This is a genomic window from Shewanella sp. Pdp11, assembly GCF_002838165.1.
Classification (GTDB): domain Bacteria; phylum Pseudomonadota; class Gammaproteobacteria; order Enterobacterales; family Shewanellaceae; genus Shewanella; species Shewanella hafniensis.
Map to the genome: position 1 here is coordinate 3,510,747 of NZ_CP015194.1, position 20,513 is coordinate 3,531,259.

A 20,513-nucleotide genomic window follows, 5' to 3' on the forward strand; every position below is an offset into this window, starting at 1 on the left:
AAATAAGCGCTTAATGCTATTCACTGACCACATTTTATGAAATGAGCGCTTGAAGTACGTTCTTAGATTGAGCACTTAGCGTCAAATCTTATAGTAAGTACTTAAAGTTAGGACTTGAAATGGAATGAGCACTTAGAGTCCGTTCTTAAAGTAAATGTCTTAAGCAACTGTAAAAATAGCGCCGAGATCAGCATGCTACTTTATCCGCGCCATATGGTACACACTGACAAATTCACCATTTCTAAAGGCAAAATCCTTCGACTCACCTTCAATCACAAAACCACACTTTTTATACAGACCAATGGCGGCATGATTGTCGGTATAAACCGTTAATTCAATTCGTTTTATATTCATCCATTTATCGGTAAGCTCAAGCATAGCGTTAATCAAAGCGCTACCAACACCGCGGCCTTGATAGCTGTCCTTTACCCCCATTCCAAAGGAGGCTACATGCCTGCGACGGGGTTGCTCGTACACCTCGAAACCCAACTCGCCGACAACTTCACCTTCAATCTCTGCGACATAGCGATGAATATTATTCGATGTTGCAGCAAGGCGTGACTCCCATTTATCGGTCGATGGCCAAGGAAGTTGCAAGGTGCCTGCATAGGCATTCGGGCAGGCATATACGTCTTGAATGGCTGCGGCGTCACACTTCTCTGCATGCCTAATCGTAATCTTTTCCAATAAATCCCTCCTTGATTTTCTTTCCCATAAAACACCTGTCCGATCCCACGTACATAGAGCTAAGTACACGGAGCTAAGCCTATCGAATTAACTAAAGCACATGCGCGAACATAATAGAAAATCGCAACTCTGCCCGCTTCTTATCTAACCGACTTTACGGATGAAGCTCGCATAAGACAAGTATGAAATTTAAAAACTATTGATAAACCTAGTTTTTATATGGATAGGTATCAATTGATATGAGCATTTAAAACCACGGCGCTATCTCCACAGCCCTACCACACAGCCTCGACAATCCTGCCTCGACATCTAGATGAAACACTAAGCAAATAAAAAAACCGCTCAAGATAAGTTCTTGGCGGGTTTATGGGATCGCGACACTTAAGTCGAGCCGAACCGTTCAGCATTAAAATTAAGCTAATATAATCAATTACATTACACTAACTAAACTGAGTCACTGTGTTCTGTCAAAGCGGTAAACGACCATTAAATGACAAGGCTAACGTCGTGCTATCCACGTATTCAAGCTCTCCACCAACGGGTACGCCGTGGGCGATGCGACTGATCATCACCTTATGGCGTCTGGCCATATCAGCAATAAAATGCGCTGTGGCCTCGCCTTCTACCGTCGGATTGGTCGCTAAAATCAACTCGGCAACATCACCCGAAGCCAAGTGGCGCTCGAGTAACGCTAAACCTAGCTCTTCTGGCCCAACACCATCGAGTGGCGATAAATGACCTAAAAGCACAAAGTAGCGACCAGTGAAATGTCCACCCGCCTCAATGGCTAACACATCGGCCGGCGTTTCCACCACACAAATGGTGGAAGACGTGCCGCGTTTATGGCTAGCACAAATCGGACAGAGGGTTTCTTCAGTGTAGGTTCGGCAAGACTGACAATGACCGACGTCACTCATCGCACAGGACAGCGCACTGGCTAATTTAAGCCCTGCTTTTCTGTCACGCTCGAGTAACTGAAACGCCATACGTTGCGCCGATTTAGGCCCAACCCCAGGTAAACAACGCAGGGACTGAATTAACTCATCTAACAGTGGACTAAATTTCATCGGCTATCTCAATTAAAATGGCATTTTCATGCCTGGAGGTAATTGCATACCACCAGTGACTTCGGCCATTTTAGTTTTTTGATTTTCTTCAATTCGACGGGCTGCATCATTACAAGCTGCAGCAATCAAATCTTCCAGCATTTCTTTGTCGTCTTCCATCAAGCTTGGGTCGATTTCGACTTTACGCACTGTGTGCGCGCCTGTCATGGTGACTTTCACCAAACCTGCACCCGATTCGCCCACCATTTCCATACGGGCGATTTCTTCCTGCATTTTGGCCATTTTTTCTTGCATCATCTGGGCCTGTTTCATCAGATTGCCCATACCGCCTTTTCCAAACATAGTCTTTTCTCTTCTATTAGGGTTAGTCGCAAGCATTAACGCGGCTAATCTTACTTAAATAAATGGGATTGGCAATCAATGCCGTTATCTTGTTAATAAACTTATGATCTCGATGCCGAGTTTCTCAGCAGCATTACTATAAATAGGTACTTTAAGCTCAAATTTAAACCACGGCGTAACAAATTAACGACGAAACTTTACCCCTAGGACTCGTTGATTGTCGATAATCGATAGTGGTTAACTCGCGGCCTCAGTTAGCTCAGGTAAAGCTTGTATTTGCTGACTGCGTAAATTCAACAACTCAGGCGGGTACACTAAACTATCAGCATCGAGTTCGGCGCCCATACGTTGGATCAACCATTGCACATTGTCATCATGGATCAATGATTGATGCGCCTGTTGCAGCAACTCTTGGTGGAAACGTTTACGTAACTCTAAAGGCGTTTCCCGCTGAGCATCGATTCCTATGACCACTTGTACCCGTCTTGGGTTCCCAAGCACGGCACTTAAGGCTTGCTCAAGCTGCACTATGGCCACATCGGCCGCAAGATGTTTCTGGTTTGGCTTAAGCAACAGCGGCAAAGGATCGCTCTGGGTTTGGCAAACGGAATTCACCGCCAATTGCCGCACTCGTCCGCCGATCTCTAAGCTCGCCATCAACTTGTACCAATGCAAATCTAATGGATGACCACTAATAGGTTGAGTCGAACTGAGCGCAACGTGTGTCTCCTGCGTGTGTTCAGCATTAGCCGTCTGATTCAGTGCATCATTAGCAGTGTTGTTAGCCTCTAAAGATCCTTGGTCACCGCTGGCTGAGTCGACCTTAATTTCTGAGCCTTGAGCCACCATAACATCAGCAACAGCAACATCAACATCAGCGATATCATTATTGCCACACTCAACCTGAGTCGTTTCGATAAGCTCTGCGGTTAACTCTGCTTCTGACTCAGCCTCCCAAGGCGGACGATCATATGCTGCCGGTTTGACTGGAACAGCAGAAACAGAACTAGCTGATTCTGCGATCGAAGATACGGATTGATGCAAAGTAATTGGCTCAAGATCTAAGTCAAAATCATCATCAAAATCTATCGCTACATCGGGGGCTAAATCAGCAGCAGGATCAGCAGAAAATGACACATTTGTCTGACTGACATCACTTTTACTGGCCGACTTAGGTAAGGTGGCTACATTTGATTTACTGTTTGGTGTCTTTAACTTTGAGTCCAGTGACGACTTTTTTTCATCACCGTCCTTAACACTTAAGGCGTCGAGATCCGATAACAGTGAATCTCGCGCAGCCAACACAGCCGAGAGAATATCATCATCGGCTAAGGATGCAGAAGCAGGTGTTGGAATTGAAATTGGTGTCTGAGGAGACGCTTGAGCCATAGCTACTGACTGACTATCAACTGAACCTTGCATGCCAACTGCACTTTGAATACCTGTGCTTTGAATATCAGCAGAATGTTGAACACTATCCGAGTGTTGCACATTAGCTGAGTGTTGAACATCATCAGGTACCGCATGAGCCTCAAAACTGTGATGAAAGTCGTCATCATTGTAAGAGCCAGAAGAAAATTCAACATAAGCATCTTGATAGGAATCGAGCGGCGCCGACTCTTGGGCATAATCTCCCATAGCAGGATATGAATACGCTGCTTCAGTTCCATAGGAACTATGCCCATCAAGCCCTTTTTGCTCAAGCGTGTTGTTAGCGGTGGGATTGTTATCCAGTGTGTTCTCAGCTGCGCTGTTGTTAACCATTTCAGCCGCTGCTGGATTAACAATACTCGACTCGGCAGTTGCCCCAATTAATTCAGGAACTTCACTATTCTGAGCATCAAGACTGGCAACCGATGCTTCATTGTCAGCAACGGGCTCAGAAATGTGTATAGAAGTCGCTTGAGCGGTTGATACTGTTTGAGTTTGAGGCTCTACCTCAGCATTCGCTGTGCCAGCATTTAAGCTGTCAGCGTTAAATCCCTGACTCTGAGCCTGACTTAAAATCACCGTCTGTTCGGCAATCAATGCCGCATCCGCTTCGAGCTCAGCATCAAGCGCCTGCTCTACAGCATCAGCTGGCTCAATTGACACTTCAGCCGTAGCCGTAGCAATAGCGTCCGCTTGCGCGGTTTCAACTTGCTGATTAGCGCTTGCTTGCTCAATTAATACTGTTTTTTTTTCAGCAGGCACTTTTTCAGTGATATGCGGTTCAGTACTATGTGGTTCAGCAGTATGAGTTTCTGCAAACTGTTGTTCATTTACATGGGGAGCTTGCACTGCAGCAGTTGCCGCAACGGGCGTTTGGCCTTCGGGTAAACGGATCTCAGCGACCACATCAGGCTGCCAACGCTTTACCGGCTTTTCTGGCACAAATGCAACAGCGCGTAACAGCGCCATCTCAAGACCCGATTTAGGGTCTGGTGCATGGGGTAAATCTTTGCGGCCTGTTAATAAAATCTGATAATAAAGCTGCACTTGCTCTGGCGTAAGCTGCTCGGCAAAGGCGCGAATTTGCGCGCTATACAAAGATTGCTGCGCGCAAACTGGGGCAAATTGAGTCAAAGTAATTTGATGTAACAGCTCAAGCAAACTGCGCAGCACTTCTTGGGCATCGGCGCCGTACGCCAGCACTTGGGCACAGGTGTGCATTAACACGCCAATATCGGCATCGGTTAAGGCTTTAAGCAAAGCAACCACATGCTGCTCATCAATACTGCCAAGCATAGTTTGTACTTGAGTGAGCATCACATTGCCGCCACCAAAGGCGATCGCTTGATCGGTCAAACTCAAGGCATCACGCATACTGCCGTTGGCGGCTTTGGCAAGAAGCTTTAGCGCTTCAGCATCAAAGGGAAGCTGCTCTTGGGTCAAAATATGATTAAGCTGAGTGCCAATTTCGCCTTGGGTCAGACTTTTTAAATTGAACTGCAAACAACGGGATAACACAGTCACGGGCAGTTTCTGTGGGTCGGTTGTCGCCAGAAGAAATTTAACGTGCTCGGGGGGTTCTTCTAAGGTTTTTAGCAGTGCGTTAAAACTGCTGCGCGACAGCATATGCACTTCGTCGATGAGATAAACCTTAAAACGGCCACGGGTCGGACGATACTGCACATTGTCTAACAGCTCACGGGTGTCATCGACCTTAGTACGGGAAGCGGCATCGACTTCAATTAAATCGACAAAACGGCCTTGGGCGATTTCCACACAGCTACCGCAAACACCACAGGGAGTGGCTGTCACGCCTTGTTCGCAATTTAAGCCTTTGGCAAAGAGTCGCGCTAAGCTGGTTTTACCGACACCGCGCGTTCCCGTAAACAGGTAAGCATGGTGTAAACGCTGCTGGCTTAACGCATTGGTCAAGGCATGCAAAACATGGCTTTGGCCAACCATTTGATCAAATGTGGCAGGGCGCCATTTTCTGGCTAACACCTGATATGACATGGAACTCCCCAGAGTATGTGATACAAAAGCGGGAGCATGCGCCCCGAGAACTTTGAAAGATAACATGTCATGATTTGACATGCCATCAAACTATCCCAAGGCGCCTTTAGCTGCAGATTTATTCGCCTTCAAACTCACAAAGTTTAACCAACTCAAGCCCTAATGCGGTTAAACGGGCTTCACCACCTAAATCAGGTAATGAGATCACAAAGGCCGCATGTTTAACTTCACCGCCCAGTTGGCGAATGAGTTTAACGGTCGCTTCAATAGTACCGCCAGTGGCGAGTAAATCGTCAACAACGAGCACTTTGTCATTTGGATTAATCGCGTCGGTATGAATTTCTAGGCTATCGTGACCGTATTCCAGTTCATAGCTTTGGCTGATAGTTGCACGCGGCAATTTACCCGGTTTACGCACAGGTACAAAACCCACACCCAATTCTAAAGCCAGCGGCGCACCAAATAAGAAACCACGGGCTTCGGTGCCCACTATTTTGGTAAAGCCTTGGCCACGATAATGTTCAACTAACAAGTCGATGGTCGCTTTATAGGCGGCTGCATTCTCAAGCAAACTGGTGACATCTCGAAATAAAATCCCTTCCTTAGGATAATTAGGAATCGTTTTAATGCTTTGCTTTATCAAGGATAAGGTTTCTGTATTCATAGCCATCATATTTACTTAATAAGTTACTTAATCAATTCACCAACCTAGCGTTGGCGGTATAAAACAAAACGTCCACACTGGGTGGACGCATTGTCGAAAGTCGGACAAAGCTTATGCCGCTTTAGTTTTAGTTGCAACAATCACAACGCACAAGTGATGGAAAGGTTATCAATTTGTGCCTCAGATCAAACCCTGTCGACACAGTGTTAAATCACCTCAACCATGACGCGACGAAAACTATCTGTCATGCATTAAATTCACAGTGTCGCTCTATTCAGCTATTTCAGGGATCCCTTTGAGATACCAGAGTAAGACGAGTGCCATCACGAGCAGCAAACCTTTTACCCAAAGGATGGGCACCACAATAATGCTGACACTAAAACTCAGCGCGCTGACTATCATAGCTTTGCGTTTCAATCCTTTACGCATTGCTCGCTGCTCTTGCCACTGGGTTAAGGCATCGGCAAACCATGGGTGAGTCATCAACCAATGGTGTAAACGTTCACTGGAGCGGGCAAAGCAGAAAGCGGAAAGCAAGATAAACGGCACGGTCGGCAGCAAGGGCAGCACGATACCGAGTAAACCTAAGGCTAACGCGGTTAAACCTAACAATAAAAATAATCCGCGCTTTAATACCATAGATTAACTTACCCTTTATCGGAAAAACAAAAGCCACTCTAAGAGTGGCCAATAGTCTATGCGCTCGAGATTAACGCTCGCTTAAATTAGACCTAAGTGCTTTAACCAAGACAGGCTTGCTGGCAGAGTCGGCAACAGTAAAACTAAAATAAAACCAATAAAATACAAAAAATTAAATGGGTCTTTAAACGGCTGACTACTCATTACAGCTCCTCTAGTATGTGCAAGTATAAGTGCGCAGGAATCGTACAGTGATTGAGATCACAAAACGGCCGACATTGTAGCGGTTTGTCAAATTAATAAAAACCCTCTAAATGTAGGGTTATTGCATTTATTTCGGCAATAATCCCAACCTTAAGACTGACGTCCGCGCACTATCCCTTTGGCCGCTAATTGCTCGAGTAACTGGCTACAACCTTGCGCAATAACTTCTGGCACCATTTGAGGGTAAGTGATTGTTAACCAATCAACTATCTCTTGAAAACCCGCTTGGCCTTGAGCTTGAAGAAATGCCAACACCTGCGCACTTAAGGGGTTTAACTGTAAGAAACACACTTCACAATCGGCATCTTGATAGAGACAAAAAAACACTGGCGCATCGAGTTGTTGCTGCGGACGATAATCCTGACGAATGTGCTGCACCTCAAAATGATACTGCGCTACCCTCGCCGTCTGTGACAAACATAACGCCTGCGTTGAAATTTGCACAGGGCTAAGTTGAGATTCATCCCCACTCACCTGTGCGACCGCAACGGCCAACTCCAGCCATTCATAGTGGGCTAATTCGAGCATAAAAACAGGATCATTTGCCGTGGGCTGATATTCCTGCTGTAAAAAATCTAAAAACTCGCCCGCGATGTCGATAAAAATCGGCGATTGGCAATCGTGCTGGCTAAAAAAGCTCTGCACCAAAGCTAACCAGTCTTCTTCAGAATACAAACTTTTTAGCACGGGAAAGCCGTTCGACACAAATCCCAGCACATTATTAAAAAATAACTCGCGGTAAACCTGCATGCGTCGAACATCAGTATCCGCAGGCAATGGCGAAGAGGGATCGCGGATATAATCGATAAACGATTGCTGCACTTGCTTAAAATCCATTAGGCGCTCCTCTTTACAGCATGAGTGCTATTTTGAATTTGGGAACTGACCGCTGCTTGATAAGCGTGGATTTGATTTAGCTCGAGCAACAATTCAGCGGTTGTCGGCAGATTAAAGTCACGCTCAAGCAAGGTCGGCTTTACCCCATGCAAGGCATAGCAACGTTGCAACAATGCCCACACGGGATCGTTAATTGCAGCGCCATGGGTATCAATGAGCAGATCTTCAGCTTGTTTGTAGTGCCCAGCAATATGCAGATAAGCGATGCGCTCCGTCGGCATGGCCTGTAAAAAGGCATCGGCATCGTATTGATGGTTTATCGAGTTCACATAGATGTTGTTCACATCGAGTAGCAGTTTACAATCGGCTTCTTGCAGCACGGCATTAACGAATTCAAGTTCGCTCATTTGCGCACCTGGAGCGGCATAAAAAGACACATTTTCTAAAATAAGCGGCCGCTCTAGAATATCTTCTACTTGCTTGACCCGCGCCGCCACATGCTTTACCGCTGCGTCGGTAAAAGGGATAGGCATGAGATCATATAAGTGACCTTGCCCTGAGCAATAACTTAAATGTTCGGAATAGACTTGGATTTGGTGTAAATCCATAAAGGTTTTGATATTTTTTACAAACGCGAGATCTAAGGGTTCAGGGCTACCAATGGATAAACTCAAACCGTGGCAGTAGAAAGTATGTTGCTCGGTTAGTTCACGAAATTGGCGACCAAATTTACCACCTAAGGTCATCCAATTTTCTGGTGCCACTTCAAAAAAATCAATAGCATCAGGCACCTGTGTACAAAACTCACTGAGCATTTCTCGCCGTAAGCCCAGCCCTACCTGTACCGCATTTTTTTGATTATTCATAAAACCTCACGAACGCTTGGTCATCGCTTTAGGATAAAACAAAAGAGACCAGCGCGGGCTGGCCTCTTTAGACTCAATAACCCCCATCACAGCGGGAGCAGTGCAGTCAGTTTTATTTCATTTCTTTTTTAACGGCTTCGACTTTAGCGTCAACTTTCTCTGCGGTTTTCTTCATATCAGCGCCACATTTCGCTTCACCACACTTACCTTCATGGGCCTTATCCGCGGCATTTTTCATGTCAGCGCCGCATTTCGCTTCGCCACATTTGCCTTCATGGGCTTTATCTGCGGCCGCTTTCTTCATATCCGCGCCACATTTAGCTTCACCACATTTACCTTCTTTGGCTTTTTCAGCGGCGGCTTTCTTCATGTCTGCGCCGCATTTAGCTTCACCACATTTGCCTTCTGAACCGACAATTTGATAGCCCGCATCCATAGCTTCAAAACCAAATGGGTTAGTTTGTGCATTGACAGCAAAAGCTGAGCTCATCACAACTGAACCTAACGCTACTGCAACTGCTGTTTTTTTAACTGAATTCATAAATAATCCCTTCTTGTTTATTGAGTAATAATGACCAACAACAGTTTAAGTAGCTGGCTTACAACAAAAGACCTGCCCTGTTTCAATTCTATTGCAAAAAAATATCACTAAGTCACAGAAATGGTCAAAATATCCTGCTAGGACAATCAGTTTAGCTTGGATTTTATTTATGGGAGCGCATAATCATCCGCATTCACTCGGCCACTTTGTAACTTAAGGCCGATAAGGTAGAATGCTCGCCCTTTGCAAATAGATATGGGTTTACTGCAGTGCGTGTGATTTTGGCTCCAATGGAAGGCGTAGTAGACGCTTTAATGCGTGACATTCTATCGACCATCAATCCCTACGATTTGCTCGTCACCGAATTTGTGCGTGTGGTAGACCAACTGCTGCCTGAAAAAGTCTTTCTCAAACTGTGTCCTGAGCTACTCAATAAGGGGAATACTCCTTCGGGTACGCCCGTGCGAGTGCAGTTACTCGGCCAAGAACCCCAATGTATGGGTGAAAATGCCCTGCGGGCAATTGAACTCGGCTCACACGGTGTCGATGCCAACTTTGGCTGTCCGGCAAAAATCGTTAACCGCAGCAAAGGTGGCGCCGTATTACTGCAATATCCTGAGAGCGTGCACGATATTGTCAAAGCCATGCGTCAAGCGGTGCCGAAAGAACATGCCGTAACCGCCAAAATACGTTTAGGCTACGAAGATAAGTCACTGTTTATGGAAAACGCTATCGCTGTGTATGAAGCCGGCGCAACTGAGCTTGCCATCCATGCGCGCAGTAAAGTTGACGGTTACAAACCACCCGCCTACTGGGAATACATCACCGAAGTGCGTAAACGTTTGCCAATCCCGGTGATCGCCAACGGTGAAATTTGGAACCGCGACGATGCTAAGCGTTGCATCGACGTCACGGGCTGCGACAGTATTATGATCGGCCGCGGGGCGATTTCATTGCCCAACTTGGCCGATACCATCAAGACAGGCGCAACCCCTTATACTTGGGCGCAAACCTTAGGGCTGATGCTCAGTTATACCCAAAGAGAGCTTAATGGTCGCAAGAGTGACTATTATCCCGCCCGGATCAAACAGTGGTTTACCTACCTCAATCGTCAATATCCCGAAGCCGATACCTTATTTAGGGAGCTACGCGTGTTTAAAACAACGGAAGAAATCGTCGCGGTATTAGAAGCTGCGCAGCGAAACTTAGCCGACTAACCATAGAGTGTGACCAACCACAAAACGGAAATCTATCTGATAAAGGTAAGAAATCGAGACTCAAACGCGGCAATGTGTGCAATGAAAGGGACTTAGTCATAGCACACATAATGCGATAGGAATGAAGTACTTTTTCGATTTTTAACGGCGAAAATATTTAAAATATGGCAGATACTTGATCTTTATCATAGTCGTTGGTAGTGGAACTATTAGACTGGACGCCTAGAGTCAAATGAAATAGGCGATTTTACGTGAGCACCACCCATATCAGACATGAATTGTCAGAGCTTGAAGCTAATCTAAGGAAAGAACTCGGCGCGCTCCCTCCGTTCCTCGAAGTCATAGGGGAGTATTATGCTAGCCTGAGTCTGACAGAGTTAATTGATACATTGGCGCAAACGCCACTGGCCGATCACCCGCTATTTTGCCAGCTGAATAAACTTGATGCCGCCTTTTGTCAGCTCGACTTAGGCCTCTACGGTCTTTGTTCGGATTGTGAGGCAGAAATCGAAACCGAACGCTTAAACCAAGATCCCACTGAACAACGCTGCGCCTCCTGCGCCGAGCATTATCAACACGAACATCGCCACGAGCTGCGCCTCACACATTGACAGCGCTGATCCGATATCCGATAAGCAACCTGAAAAGCAGGCAAAAATAAGCAAAAAACCTCCGCAAGCGGAGGTTTGAGTTATCCAGGGAGGGCGGACAACCTAAAACTTCTGGTTTATTCTCAGGTAATACGTTCTACCTAACACATCATATAAACCCACATTCACATCGCGATAATCGGCGTAGGTATAATAGTTTGGTGTTTCAGCATCAAACACATTATTCACCCCTACTGTGATAGAGCCGTTATAAGCATGGGTATAACCAAATTGGATATTGTGTTTAAAGTAATTATCGTAATCGACATAACGGTCAGTTTTTTCTAACTCGTTGAAATAACTTGCTGATTGACTACCAATATAGACGACTGTCCATGCGGCAGAGAAATCATCGTATTTCCAACTTGTCGCAAAGTTGCCACGCCAATCGGGTGAGTCCGTCGTTCCTGCGTAGTCGATCATCTCTGATTCGGCATTATCCTGCTTCTTAAAATCAAGCACGTGAGTCAAATCCAGTTTGAAATTGAAATCACCAAAGCCAGTTTCTAAGTTATAAGCCGTTACAAAATCGATACCAGAGGTCTCAACTGTGGCTAAATTACGTATTCCCGCCTCAATATACTCAATCTTGCCATCTGGACCACGGGTCACATAGGGAGACGATCCATTCTTGATTTCATCACGCAGAATATCATCTACATCGATCGACTCGATTTTATTGTCGTAGGTGATTGAGTAATAAGATAACTCCAAGTTCCATGCATCAGTGACATTCCAAACGCCACCAAAGGTTAACGAGTTACCCTCTTCAGCCTCTAAGTTTGGGTTACCACCAAACCAAGTTTTATGCTGATTATTAGTGGCGCAATATATGGCATCCACGTTACCGGGTTCATTACACCATAGGGAATCCACCGCCTTCTCAAAACTCAAGGATTGAGATGAGAACATCTCACTCATATTTGGCGCACGGAACGAATCACCGTAACTGGCACGCAGTAACAAGCTATCCACTGGGCGCCAGCTCAAACCAAATTTAGGCACCACGGCATCGAAGGTCGATGAGTTGACCACTTCACCTTGAGGCCCAGTCAGAGAGCCTTCCTGCTCATAGCGCTCGTAACGAACCGCGGCAGAGAACTCAACATTAGCAGGTAAACCCACTTGAAACTCGAGATACGCAGCACTACGGTCACGCGTGGCATCGACATCATCACCACCCGAGCCACCGGAAATAATCCCCGCCGCTGATTCTGGATCACTGGTTTGCTTAAACTTGATCATTTCATATTCAAGACCACCGACCATAGCGACCGAAAAATCACCGTTATCGACAAGTAGCGTCGACGCTAAACCATCTAATTGAGTGCTTTCAAACTTACCTTGATACACCCCAGTATGGGCAGCTTTACGATACAGATCTGTCATCTGTTGATCCCACTGCTCATAACTCATTCCAGAGGTATTGAAAATATCATATTGCTCTGAATCTATTTCTTGCTGAATAATATTGTCATTGAGTAAATTGTAGTTAAAACTGTTTGTTGTTGAGGTCGCATGCTGAGCATTTAATTCCCAATCGATACCATTACCTGAATCTATTGTGCCAACAAAGCCACCAAGAATATCAAAATTGTTAGTTTCAGTTAATGTATCTCGCTCGCCAAGTTGCGCACCTCGCATAGAAATCACTAATTCTTCGCCAACGGGGTTGTACTTATTATCGGCACTCATCACTGGGGTATTCGTTGATACTGGTGTACCCGCATAACGAGTTTCAGTTTCAGCTAAAGACGCAGAAGCTCGGCCTCGGAATTTTATATTTTCTGAAATTTCATAGGAGAAATTAGATAATAGCGAGTTACGGGTTTGATCACCAAATAACTTAGTCACATTACCATGATTATATAAACAACGACCATCACCTGAGTCTATGGTATTTTCCGTTTTTTCACATATATCTGAATTACTATACCAGCTACCATTGCCTGGTCCATATTTACCATTTGGTACTGAGCTATATCCGCTATAGGCGTTATAACTTGAATCATCCATTCGCCAAATATCACGATCCATTACCGCTTTAGTATCATGATATTCATAGGTGAGAGTGATATTGCCTTTATCTGTATTAAAGCCAGTTGCAAGCGATAAACGGTTAGCATCGCCCCCTTCTACGCTTGGTTGCTCTGTACTGTAATCAAGCTGAAAACCTTCAAACTCTTTCTTAGTGATAATGTTTATCACGCCCGCTACCGCATCGGAACCATAGACTGCTGAAGCGCCATCCCGCAGGATTTCAATACGTTCCACGATAGCCATAGGGATAGAAGATGTATCCGCCACTGAGCCAGAGCTCGAACTCGTGCCTGGCATACGGCGTCCATCTAATAACACTAAGGTCGCAGACGATCCCAGGGCAACCGCATGAGTGTTTAAAATTCGTCCAGCTGCAACCCTGCTAATAGAACCGATTCTAAATATTCAGGTTTCATCCAAGCTCTTTTCTGTTTCGCTGGAATGCTTCCTTTAGAAGGTTCAGCCCTAAGCATATTCAGTGATATTTGCCTAAGCATGGCCCAATTTTCTGCCCCATGATGTTGGTAAATCTGGCAACTATCTTCTTTCATTGAGACATCTAGCACCCAGTGTAAGCTGTTCTCAATCCCCCAATAGCCACGAACTGAATTGGCTAACTGCTGCTCATCGAGTGTGGCTGAACTGATATAGTAACGGTAGGTCAGTTCTGCCTCTTTCCCTTTCGTATACCGATAACTCAAACACATACCTAATGTGTTCAATTTCATCCACTTAGGAAAATAATCTTGGAGCTGGTTTGCAGGTATTACATAGTAGGCTCTTGCCTCGATACGGCCTCTATTTTTTTCAATAACGAGTCCATCAAGAGGATTACTGCGCGCTTCACTGAAAGCACTGACCACGGCCTCATGCAAGGAACTTTGATTTGCCTTTACAGCAAGTAAGTAGTCACCTCCTTGCTCGACTATCTGTCTTGCAATCTCTGTCTGGCAACCCATGGCGTCGATTGATACAAGTGCTCCTTCTATATCTAACAACTGCAGCAGCGCTGGGATTGCGGTTATCTCATTGGATTTATTTGCCGTTTTTACTTGCCCCAGCACCACTTTATTGGCACAGGCAAACGCATTGACCATATGAATGGTTGAGCGCCGATCTTCACGATTGTATGAGGCACGAAGCGTTTTACCATCGATAGCAATAAGATGACCATCACTCATCTCATGGACGGCTCGCATCCAATTGGCGAAGCACAGTCGGAACTGTTCCGGCTCGATACGAGAGATAATACGTGCAATGGTATCATCGACTGGGACACCTTCGGTCAGAATTCCCTTTTCTTTAAACCAGTTATGATGTCCGGCAGCATAGTCATGGATTTCTGACCAGCCTTCGGCACCAGCAATCACACCACACAGAGTAACGAACAATACATCATGCAATGGGTAAGTCACTTTGGCAGATTGTCGGCTGTCAGCAATCGAGTTGAAATGAGACGTGAAGGCTTCAAGGTACATGCTCTGATGTTCTCTATAAGAAAAAGAGAGCATAAGATCATAATCGATACCGTTCGTCAAATTGGGTTCAAAACGGTTAAAATACATTCACGATCTCACCCTGGTACACCGCCCGAGTTCATCACGCCAAAATCGGCTTTGACTTTATCACTTTTTTCTGATGTCACTAACATACTGCCTAAATCAGCTATTCCTGAGACATCACGATATACTGCACCGCACTAGCTCCTAGATAAATAAGCTCACAAATAAAATTTTAGTTATCAAGGAATCGCATTATTTATGCTAAAACCACTAAATCAGAGTAATCTTAACATCAAAAAATTATGACGACTCAGACTTGATAATGCGATAAATTAATTTGGATACTTAAATAAAAACACCAGTTGATAATAAAATCAACTGGTGAGAAAATTTACATAAATGTTATCTAAGCCTTATATTACAACTTAGGAGCAGCAGGACAACCTTTAACTTCGCCACCAGCTGATGTATAAGTTATATCACCAGCAACAGGATTAAAATCAGCAACCTTGATATCTTTTTTAGTTTCAATAAAGTCTCGTAAAACTAAAGCATCAGCAACCTCAATAGATGTCGCACTGATCACTGGATATTTGTCTCCACCAGCGGCACTAAATGTAGAGATTGAGAATGTATATTCTTCATTCTCACTAAACCCTTTGCCATTGATATCGTTTACAGTGACTTTTTTTGCATCACAATCAACGGCCATCTTAATACCGTCGAATTGAGCATATCCGCCACTATCAACACTGATTGTTGCAACAGTGTTTAAGTATTGCGTAATATCTGAGCCTTTCATCTTAGCTTTAGCAACCATGTTGCCAAATGGCTGGACTGTTAGTACATCACGATATGTAATGTTTCCTGCCGGAATAGATGCTCTTACACCACCAGAATTCATGATACCAAAGTCGCTGTTAACCAGCTTATATTGGCTTTGAGCTCTAGCTAATAAATGGCCAAGATTAGTCTGTTCAAAACGAACAATGTTTCGCTCCCCAACTAACATTCCATCCGTATTACCAATGATAACATCTAATAACGCTTGTCCTTTCTCTTGATAAGGTCTTAGGACTTGTAACACTCCGATATCTTCATCAATTTGTGATGTACCCGGTACTAATGTTGTAGATTTTTTGTCGCCTTTAACTGCAAGTGCAGGAGTACCATATGCATCTAAAACCATTAAATTGACTGGCACTAACTTATAACTCGCTAAATGCAACTCGCCATTAAAATATTCGAAATCGGCCCGACCTACATACTTACCCCATTCATGGGCCTGCATAATGTAAGTACCTTTTTGCTGATCTGGCTTACACTCATCGCCACGGTTAAATGCTGCATAAGATTCATTACCAGGTTCCATGCACACAGGATTTTGTGAATGTCCACCAATGATCGCTTGTAAATCACCTTCATTAAGTGCTCTTGCTAGCGAGACATCTCCTGGCGCATTACTTCCACTTGCTGCATTAGCATAATGTCCCATATGTGTTGTGGCAAAAATTAAATCAGCAGCTTTTGCATCTTTAATTTCTTTTATCACTTTCTTGATTTCAACTTGAGGATCAGTAAATTCAAGGTTAGTCAAATACTCTGGATTACCGATTTTAGCGGTGTCTACAGTAGTGAGACCAATAACGGCTATACGTAATCCATTTATATGAAAAACTTTATAAGGATCAAAATAGCGTTTCCCTGAAACTTTATCGTATATGTTAGCGGCTAACATAGGGAAATCAGCAAGTTTCCTCTGCATTTGAACAATATCTAATGGATTATCAAATTCATGATTTCCCACTGCCATCGCATCATAACCAATCAAGTTCATACCAATAAAATCTGGTACAGCATCTTGCATATCTGACTCAGGGACTCCGGTATTGATATCACCACCAGACAGGAGTAATACTTGACTACCACGTGATTCAACTTCATCACGGATCTGATCAATTAGCGTTTTACGAGCTGCCATACCATATTCACCATACTCACTCTGCCAGAAACGGCCGTGGTTATCATTGGTGTGTAAAACGGTAAATGTTGTGCAAGCGCTTCCCGCTTCAGCACATGTTGTTGGGACTTTATCGTCATCACTATTATTACAACCCGTAAGCGCAGCGACAACAGCAGTTGCAACTAGTCCTTTAATAAGCATATGTCTCATTACATCAACCCCTTGATTTTAATTATTTTATCATAGAAAGATTGCCGTGAACTCCATCAAGTTCAGCGTCACGGATAATAACAAAGAATAAAGATAAATTGTGTCATTTTTATTAAAAACTTGACATTAATAGGGGAATTCGCAGGAGCTTTAAGACAGATTTGTTTCATATAAAAAATAAGCTGAATGACTGATTTCTATATATGTAGAGAATTAAATATAAAAGTGAAATAACTTAATTTAAATCCTTCAGTATAAATGACTTAGAAAGTGTTACAGAAAAAATTGATTGTTCCCATAAAAAAACAAGCATGGGCAAATTTAAACTTACCGCATGCTGTTTTTATCGGCAATTAGACTTATCTACATTTCAAATCGCTGTAATAACCACTTAGAAATCTCTTTTAACTGCGCAGGGATCACCGAATGTGGCATAGGATAAGTCTGCCACACCACATTATATCCTCCCGCCATTAACGCTTCTTTCGCTAATATGCCGGCGGATAATGGCACTACATCATCCTGTATACCGTGTTGCTGTAATATCGGTGTATTGCGATTCGCTACGCTTAATTCAGTGGGTAACACATCGCCCGTCGGTAAATAACAAGATAGCGCCATAATCCCAGCAAGTTGCAGCGGGAAACGCAGTCCAGAGAATAAACTCATCACCCCGCCCTGGCTGAATCCCGCTAATACGATACGATCGCTCGCAATACCCGCCGCGATTTGCTCATTAATTAATGCGGCAACCCTTTTCTCCGACTCAAGCACGCCTTGCATATCGGCTCTGTCGTGCAAATCCATGCTTTTAATATCGTACCAAGCGCGCATGACGTAGCCGCCATTGATGGTCACAGCTTGCTCTGGCGCATGGGGGAAAATAAACCGGATAGCATGATCGGCAGGCAAACCTAATGCAGGCACAACGGGGGCAAATCCGGCACCCGAATCCCCTAATCCATGTAACCAAATGACCACGGCTGTAGCAGGCGTCTTAGGCTCAACGACAATACGCTCAAGAGAAACTGACATACTAAAAAATCCCTAATTCGATATTAAACACTCATCAACTAAAAAGTGATGATAAATCTGTAAGTTAGACATGCTGTGCAGGCGTGCTTTATTCCGCATCCATGCCCAGTACATCTTGAATCGCACGCAACTGGGTATTTGAGTCCAATACTAAGCTCCAACGTACACCGCCACCATCGGCGATTAACATAGGTGGCTGACGTCGCAAACCTATATCCTCCGCACTCGCTTGCAGCACGATACTGGCAACATTGAGCCGCACTTGAACTTCGAACTCAGTGACGATTAACTTACCCTGCGAAAAATCTAACACCATTTTGATAACCGCCCTATGTGAAAACGCCGTCATCATAGCAAACTTGTGGCCTTTTACCGATGGCATTTCCTTCCCAACAGACGAGCCATTAAAGTTTGATTACATTTGAGCTAACAGTGAGATCACAAATCCAGTGGATTATCAGGTAAACTTTTGCCCTAAATAGAATGGGTCGATAGAACACCAAACAAATTGTTGCACTTGTCGCCCAAAACTCGAACGAAAATACTTCATCATTAGGCTGTTAAATAATGCTTTCACTTCGCCGTACCGTCCTGAGTAGTGCCCTTTTGTTTGCGCTGCAATTCCTTCCTAGCACCTATGCCAATAGCGCTCCAAATACGTTAGCCGCTGAACCGACTGCCACTGTTGTACAAGCACAGACGCAACAGAACCTAGATGCACTGACCTATGCCAATTACACTGACGTCAGCGTGAGTCATGTAGAACTAGCCCTTGCCATCGATTTTAAGCAAAACCGCTTATCCGGTGAAGCCACCCTCGATTTAGCTTGGCATAAGGCGGGGAAAGAACTCATCTTAGATACTCGAGATCTAACGATTAACAGCGTGAGTACTTTAAATTCAAATGGGGAATGGCAAAGCGTGCCCTTCAACTTAGCCAAAGCGGATGCAGTAAAAGGCGCGGCGCTAACCATCAAACTTGCCGATGAAGATACTCCAAAAGTTAAAATCAATTATCACACATCGAATAATCCATCCGGTATTCAATGGTTAACTCCAGAGCAAACCCAAGGTAAACAGTTGCCTTTTATGTTCAGTCAGAGTCAGGCGATTCATGCTCGCAGTTGGATCCCACTGCAAGATACCCCAGCCGTACGCCAAACCTATAGCGCAACGATCACTGCCGATCAAGCCATTACTGTGGTCATGAGTGCCGATCGCAAAACCCTGTCGAGCACGCAGACCCAGTTCACTATGCCGCAGGCTATTCCAGCTTATTTGATTGCCATTGCGGCCGGACATTTACAGTTTGCGCCCTTAGATAACATCTCCGGCATTTGGGCTGAGCCAGAAATCCTCGACAAGGCGAGCAAGGAATTTGCCGACACACCGGAGATGATCAAAATCGCAGCAAAACGTTACGGTGATTATCGCTGGGGACGATATGACTTGCTTATCTTGCCGCCAAGCTTTCCCTTCGGCGGGATGGAAAATCCACGGCTTTCGTTTATTACGCCAACGGTGATCGCGGGTGATAAAAGTTTAGTGAGTCTGATTGCCCACGAACTTGCCCATTCTTGGTCGGGTAACTTAGTGACCAACGCTACTTGGCGCGATCTCTGGCTTAATGAAGGTTTTACCACCTATGTGGAGAACCGCATTATGGAAGATCTCTACGGCCATGACCGAGCGCTAATGGAGCAAACTATAGGTTACTCAGAATTACTTGCCGAGCTTGCAGAACTCACGCCTAGCGATTCAGTGCTACATGTGGATCTTGGCAAACGCTCACCCGACGAAGCCTTCAGCGGTGTCCCTTATGTAAAAGGTCAGTTGTTTTTACTCTTTTTAGAGCAAAAATTTGGCCGCGAGCGCTTCGATGCCTTTGTAAAAAACTACTTCAATCATTTTGCATTTCAAAGCATTACCACGGCACAGTTCCGTGAGTATTTATCTTTGAATCTATTAAACAAATACCCCAATGTGGTCAGTGAAGCTGAAGTGGACACTTGGATTGAAGGGCAAGGTTTGCCATCATTTTTGGTGCAGCCTAACTCCCACGCCTTCGATGATGTCGATGCCCAAAGGCAAACTTGGCTCGACGGTAAACTTAGCGCAAGCGAGTTGAAAACCAGCACTTGGACAGTGCACCAGTGGTTAAGGTTTATCAACGAAATGCCAAGAGTCAATCTAGACCAAACCAAGCTTGCCGAGCTGGATAAGGCGTTCCATTTTACGGGCACAGGCAACAGTGAAATTGCTTTTGCATGGTATTCGCTCGCCCTAGACAACGGCTATTACGCGGTACTACCCGCATTAAAACAACACTTAACCCATATTGGCCGCATGCGCTTAATCGTGCCGTTATACCAAAAGCTTGCAAGCACAGATCAGTACGATTGGGCCAAGAGCGTCTATCTTAAGGCTCGCAGCGGCTACCATCCACAAACCCAAGCAAGCCTAGATATGATGTTTGCCGACAAACCACTCGAGCATGAACATAGCCATTAGCCAGATAAAGAGCCATTAGCGAGATAAAGAGCCA

General features: G+C 44.8%; 16 protein-coding genes and 1 pseudogene. 3 read left to right on the top strand and 14 right to left on the bottom strand.

Translation table 11 applies throughout. The annotated features are described in order from the left end of the window. Window positions 1-195 precede the first annotated feature (195 nt). The 9 genes from AYJ58_RS15525 to AYJ58_RS15570 all read right to left on the bottom strand — a co-directional run bounded on the left by AYJ58_RS15525 (window position 196) and on the right by AYJ58_RS15570 (window position 9,351). Window positions 196-687: a GNAT family N-acetyltransferase gene (locus tag AYJ58_RS15525; protein WP_106650814.1), complete on the bottom strand. Its 492-nt coding sequence runs from the start codon at window positions 685-687 to the stop codon at window positions 196-198. A gap of 467 nt (window positions 688-1,154) precedes the next feature. Further along, a complete protein-coding gene (gene recR, locus AYJ58_RS15530) occupies window positions 1,155-1,754 on the bottom strand; it encodes a recombination mediator RecR (RefSeq protein WP_106650815.1) in 600 nt (199 codons plus the stop codon). A gap of 12 nt (window positions 1,755-1,766) precedes the next feature. Further along, window positions 1,767-2,096 carry a YbaB/EbfC family nucleoid-associated protein gene (locus AYJ58_RS15535; RefSeq protein ID WP_028759630.1) on the bottom strand — a complete coding sequence of 110 codons (330 nt, stop codon included), beginning with the start codon at window positions 2,094-2,096 and terminating at the stop codon, window positions 1,767-1,769. A gap of 237 nt (window positions 2,097-2,333) precedes the next feature. Continuing rightward, window positions 2,334-5,540: a DNA polymerase III subunit gamma/tau gene (gene dnaX / locus AYJ58_RS15540; protein WP_443019182.1), complete on the bottom strand. Its 3,207-nt coding sequence runs from the start codon at window positions 5,538-5,540 to the stop codon at window positions 2,334-2,336. 118 nt (window positions 5,541-5,658) lie between these two features. Continuing rightward, complete coding sequence (apt, locus tag AYJ58_RS15545) at window positions 5,659-6,210, bottom strand: adenine phosphoribosyltransferase (protein ID WP_086010671.1); 552 nt, start codon at window positions 6,208-6,210, stop codon at window positions 5,659-5,661. A 264-nt stretch (window positions 6,211-6,474) separates the two neighbouring features. Continuing rightward, window positions 6,475-6,843, bottom strand: a complete 369-nt coding sequence (locus AYJ58_RS15550; protein ID WP_106650817.1) for a YbaN family protein — start codon at window positions 6,841-6,843, stop codon at window positions 6,475-6,477. Window positions 6,844-7,197: 354 nt separating this feature from the next. Continuing rightward, complete coding sequence (locus AYJ58_RS15560) at window positions 7,198-7,944, bottom strand: HvfC family RiPP maturation protein (RefSeq protein ID WP_106650818.1); 747 nt, start codon at window positions 7,942-7,944, stop codon at window positions 7,198-7,200. After that, complete coding sequence (locus tag AYJ58_RS15565; protein WP_106650819.1) at window positions 7,944-8,810, bottom strand: HvfB family MNIO-type RiPP peptide maturase; 867 nt, start codon at window positions 8,808-8,810, stop codon at window positions 7,944-7,946. Before AYJ58_RS15565 ends, AYJ58_RS15560 begins: the two co-directional genes overlap by 1 nt. A gap of 112 nt (window positions 8,811-8,922) precedes the next feature. Further along, the gene (locus AYJ58_RS15570; protein ID WP_106650820.1) at window positions 8,923-9,351 is read right to left on the bottom strand and encodes an HvfA family oxazolone/thioamide-modified RiPP metallophore; all 429 of its coding nucleotides are present in this window, start codon (window positions 9,349-9,351) and stop codon (window positions 8,923-8,925) included. A 269-nt stretch (window positions 9,352-9,620) separates the two neighbouring features. Between AYJ58_RS15570 and AYJ58_RS15580 the strand changes: the two genes are divergently transcribed. Beyond that, window positions 9,621-10,568 carry a tRNA-dihydrouridine synthase gene (locus tag AYJ58_RS15580; protein WP_106650821.1) on the top strand — a complete coding sequence of 316 codons (948 nt, stop codon included), beginning with the start codon at window positions 9,621-9,623 and terminating at the stop codon, window positions 10,566-10,568. Between the two features lie 251 nt (window positions 10,569-10,819). After that, the gene (locus tag AYJ58_RS15585) at window positions 10,820-11,179 is read left to right on the top strand and encodes a TraR/DksA C4-type zinc finger protein (protein ID WP_106650822.1); all 360 of its coding nucleotides are present in this window, start codon (window positions 10,820-10,822) and stop codon (window positions 11,177-11,179) included. A 102-nt stretch (window positions 11,180-11,281) separates the two neighbouring features. On the opposite strand, the pseudogene AYJ58_RS15590 reads toward AYJ58_RS15585, so the two are convergent. From AYJ58_RS15590 to AYJ58_RS15610, 5 genes and pseudogenes are all read right to left on the bottom strand, one after another. Continuing rightward, a pseudogene (locus AYJ58_RS15590) lies at window positions 11,282-13,600 on the bottom strand (TonB-dependent receptor domain-containing protein); the annotation flags it as partial. A 14-nt stretch (window positions 13,601-13,614) separates the two neighbouring features. Further along, a complete protein-coding gene (locus AYJ58_RS15595) occupies window positions 13,615-14,736 on the bottom strand; it encodes an ISAs1-like element ISSod22 family transposase (RefSeq protein WP_106651840.1) in 1,122 nt (373 codons plus the stop codon). Between the two features lie 442 nt (window positions 14,737-15,178). Then, window positions 15,179-16,933: a bifunctional UDP-sugar hydrolase/5'-nucleotidase UshA gene (gene ushA / locus AYJ58_RS15600; protein WP_106650823.1), complete on the bottom strand. Its 1,755-nt coding sequence runs from the start codon at window positions 16,931-16,933 to the stop codon at window positions 15,179-15,181. Window positions 16,934-17,296: 363 nt separating this feature from the next. Beyond that, a complete protein-coding gene (locus AYJ58_RS15605) occupies window positions 17,297-17,968 on the bottom strand; it encodes an alpha/beta hydrolase (RefSeq protein WP_106650824.1) in 672 nt (223 codons plus the stop codon). Between the two features lie 88 nt (window positions 17,969-18,056). Further along, window positions 18,057-18,284, bottom strand: a complete 228-nt coding sequence (locus AYJ58_RS15610) for a DUF3389 family protein (RefSeq protein WP_106651841.1) — start codon at window positions 18,282-18,284, stop codon at window positions 18,057-18,059. A 251-nt stretch (window positions 18,285-18,535) separates the two neighbouring features. Between AYJ58_RS15610 and AYJ58_RS15615 the strand changes: the two genes are divergently transcribed. Beyond that, window positions 18,536-20,479, top strand: a complete 1,944-nt coding sequence (locus tag AYJ58_RS15615) for a M1 family metallopeptidase (RefSeq protein ID WP_106650825.1) — start codon at window positions 18,536-18,538, stop codon at window positions 20,477-20,479. Window positions 20,480-20,513: the final 34 nt, after the last annotated feature.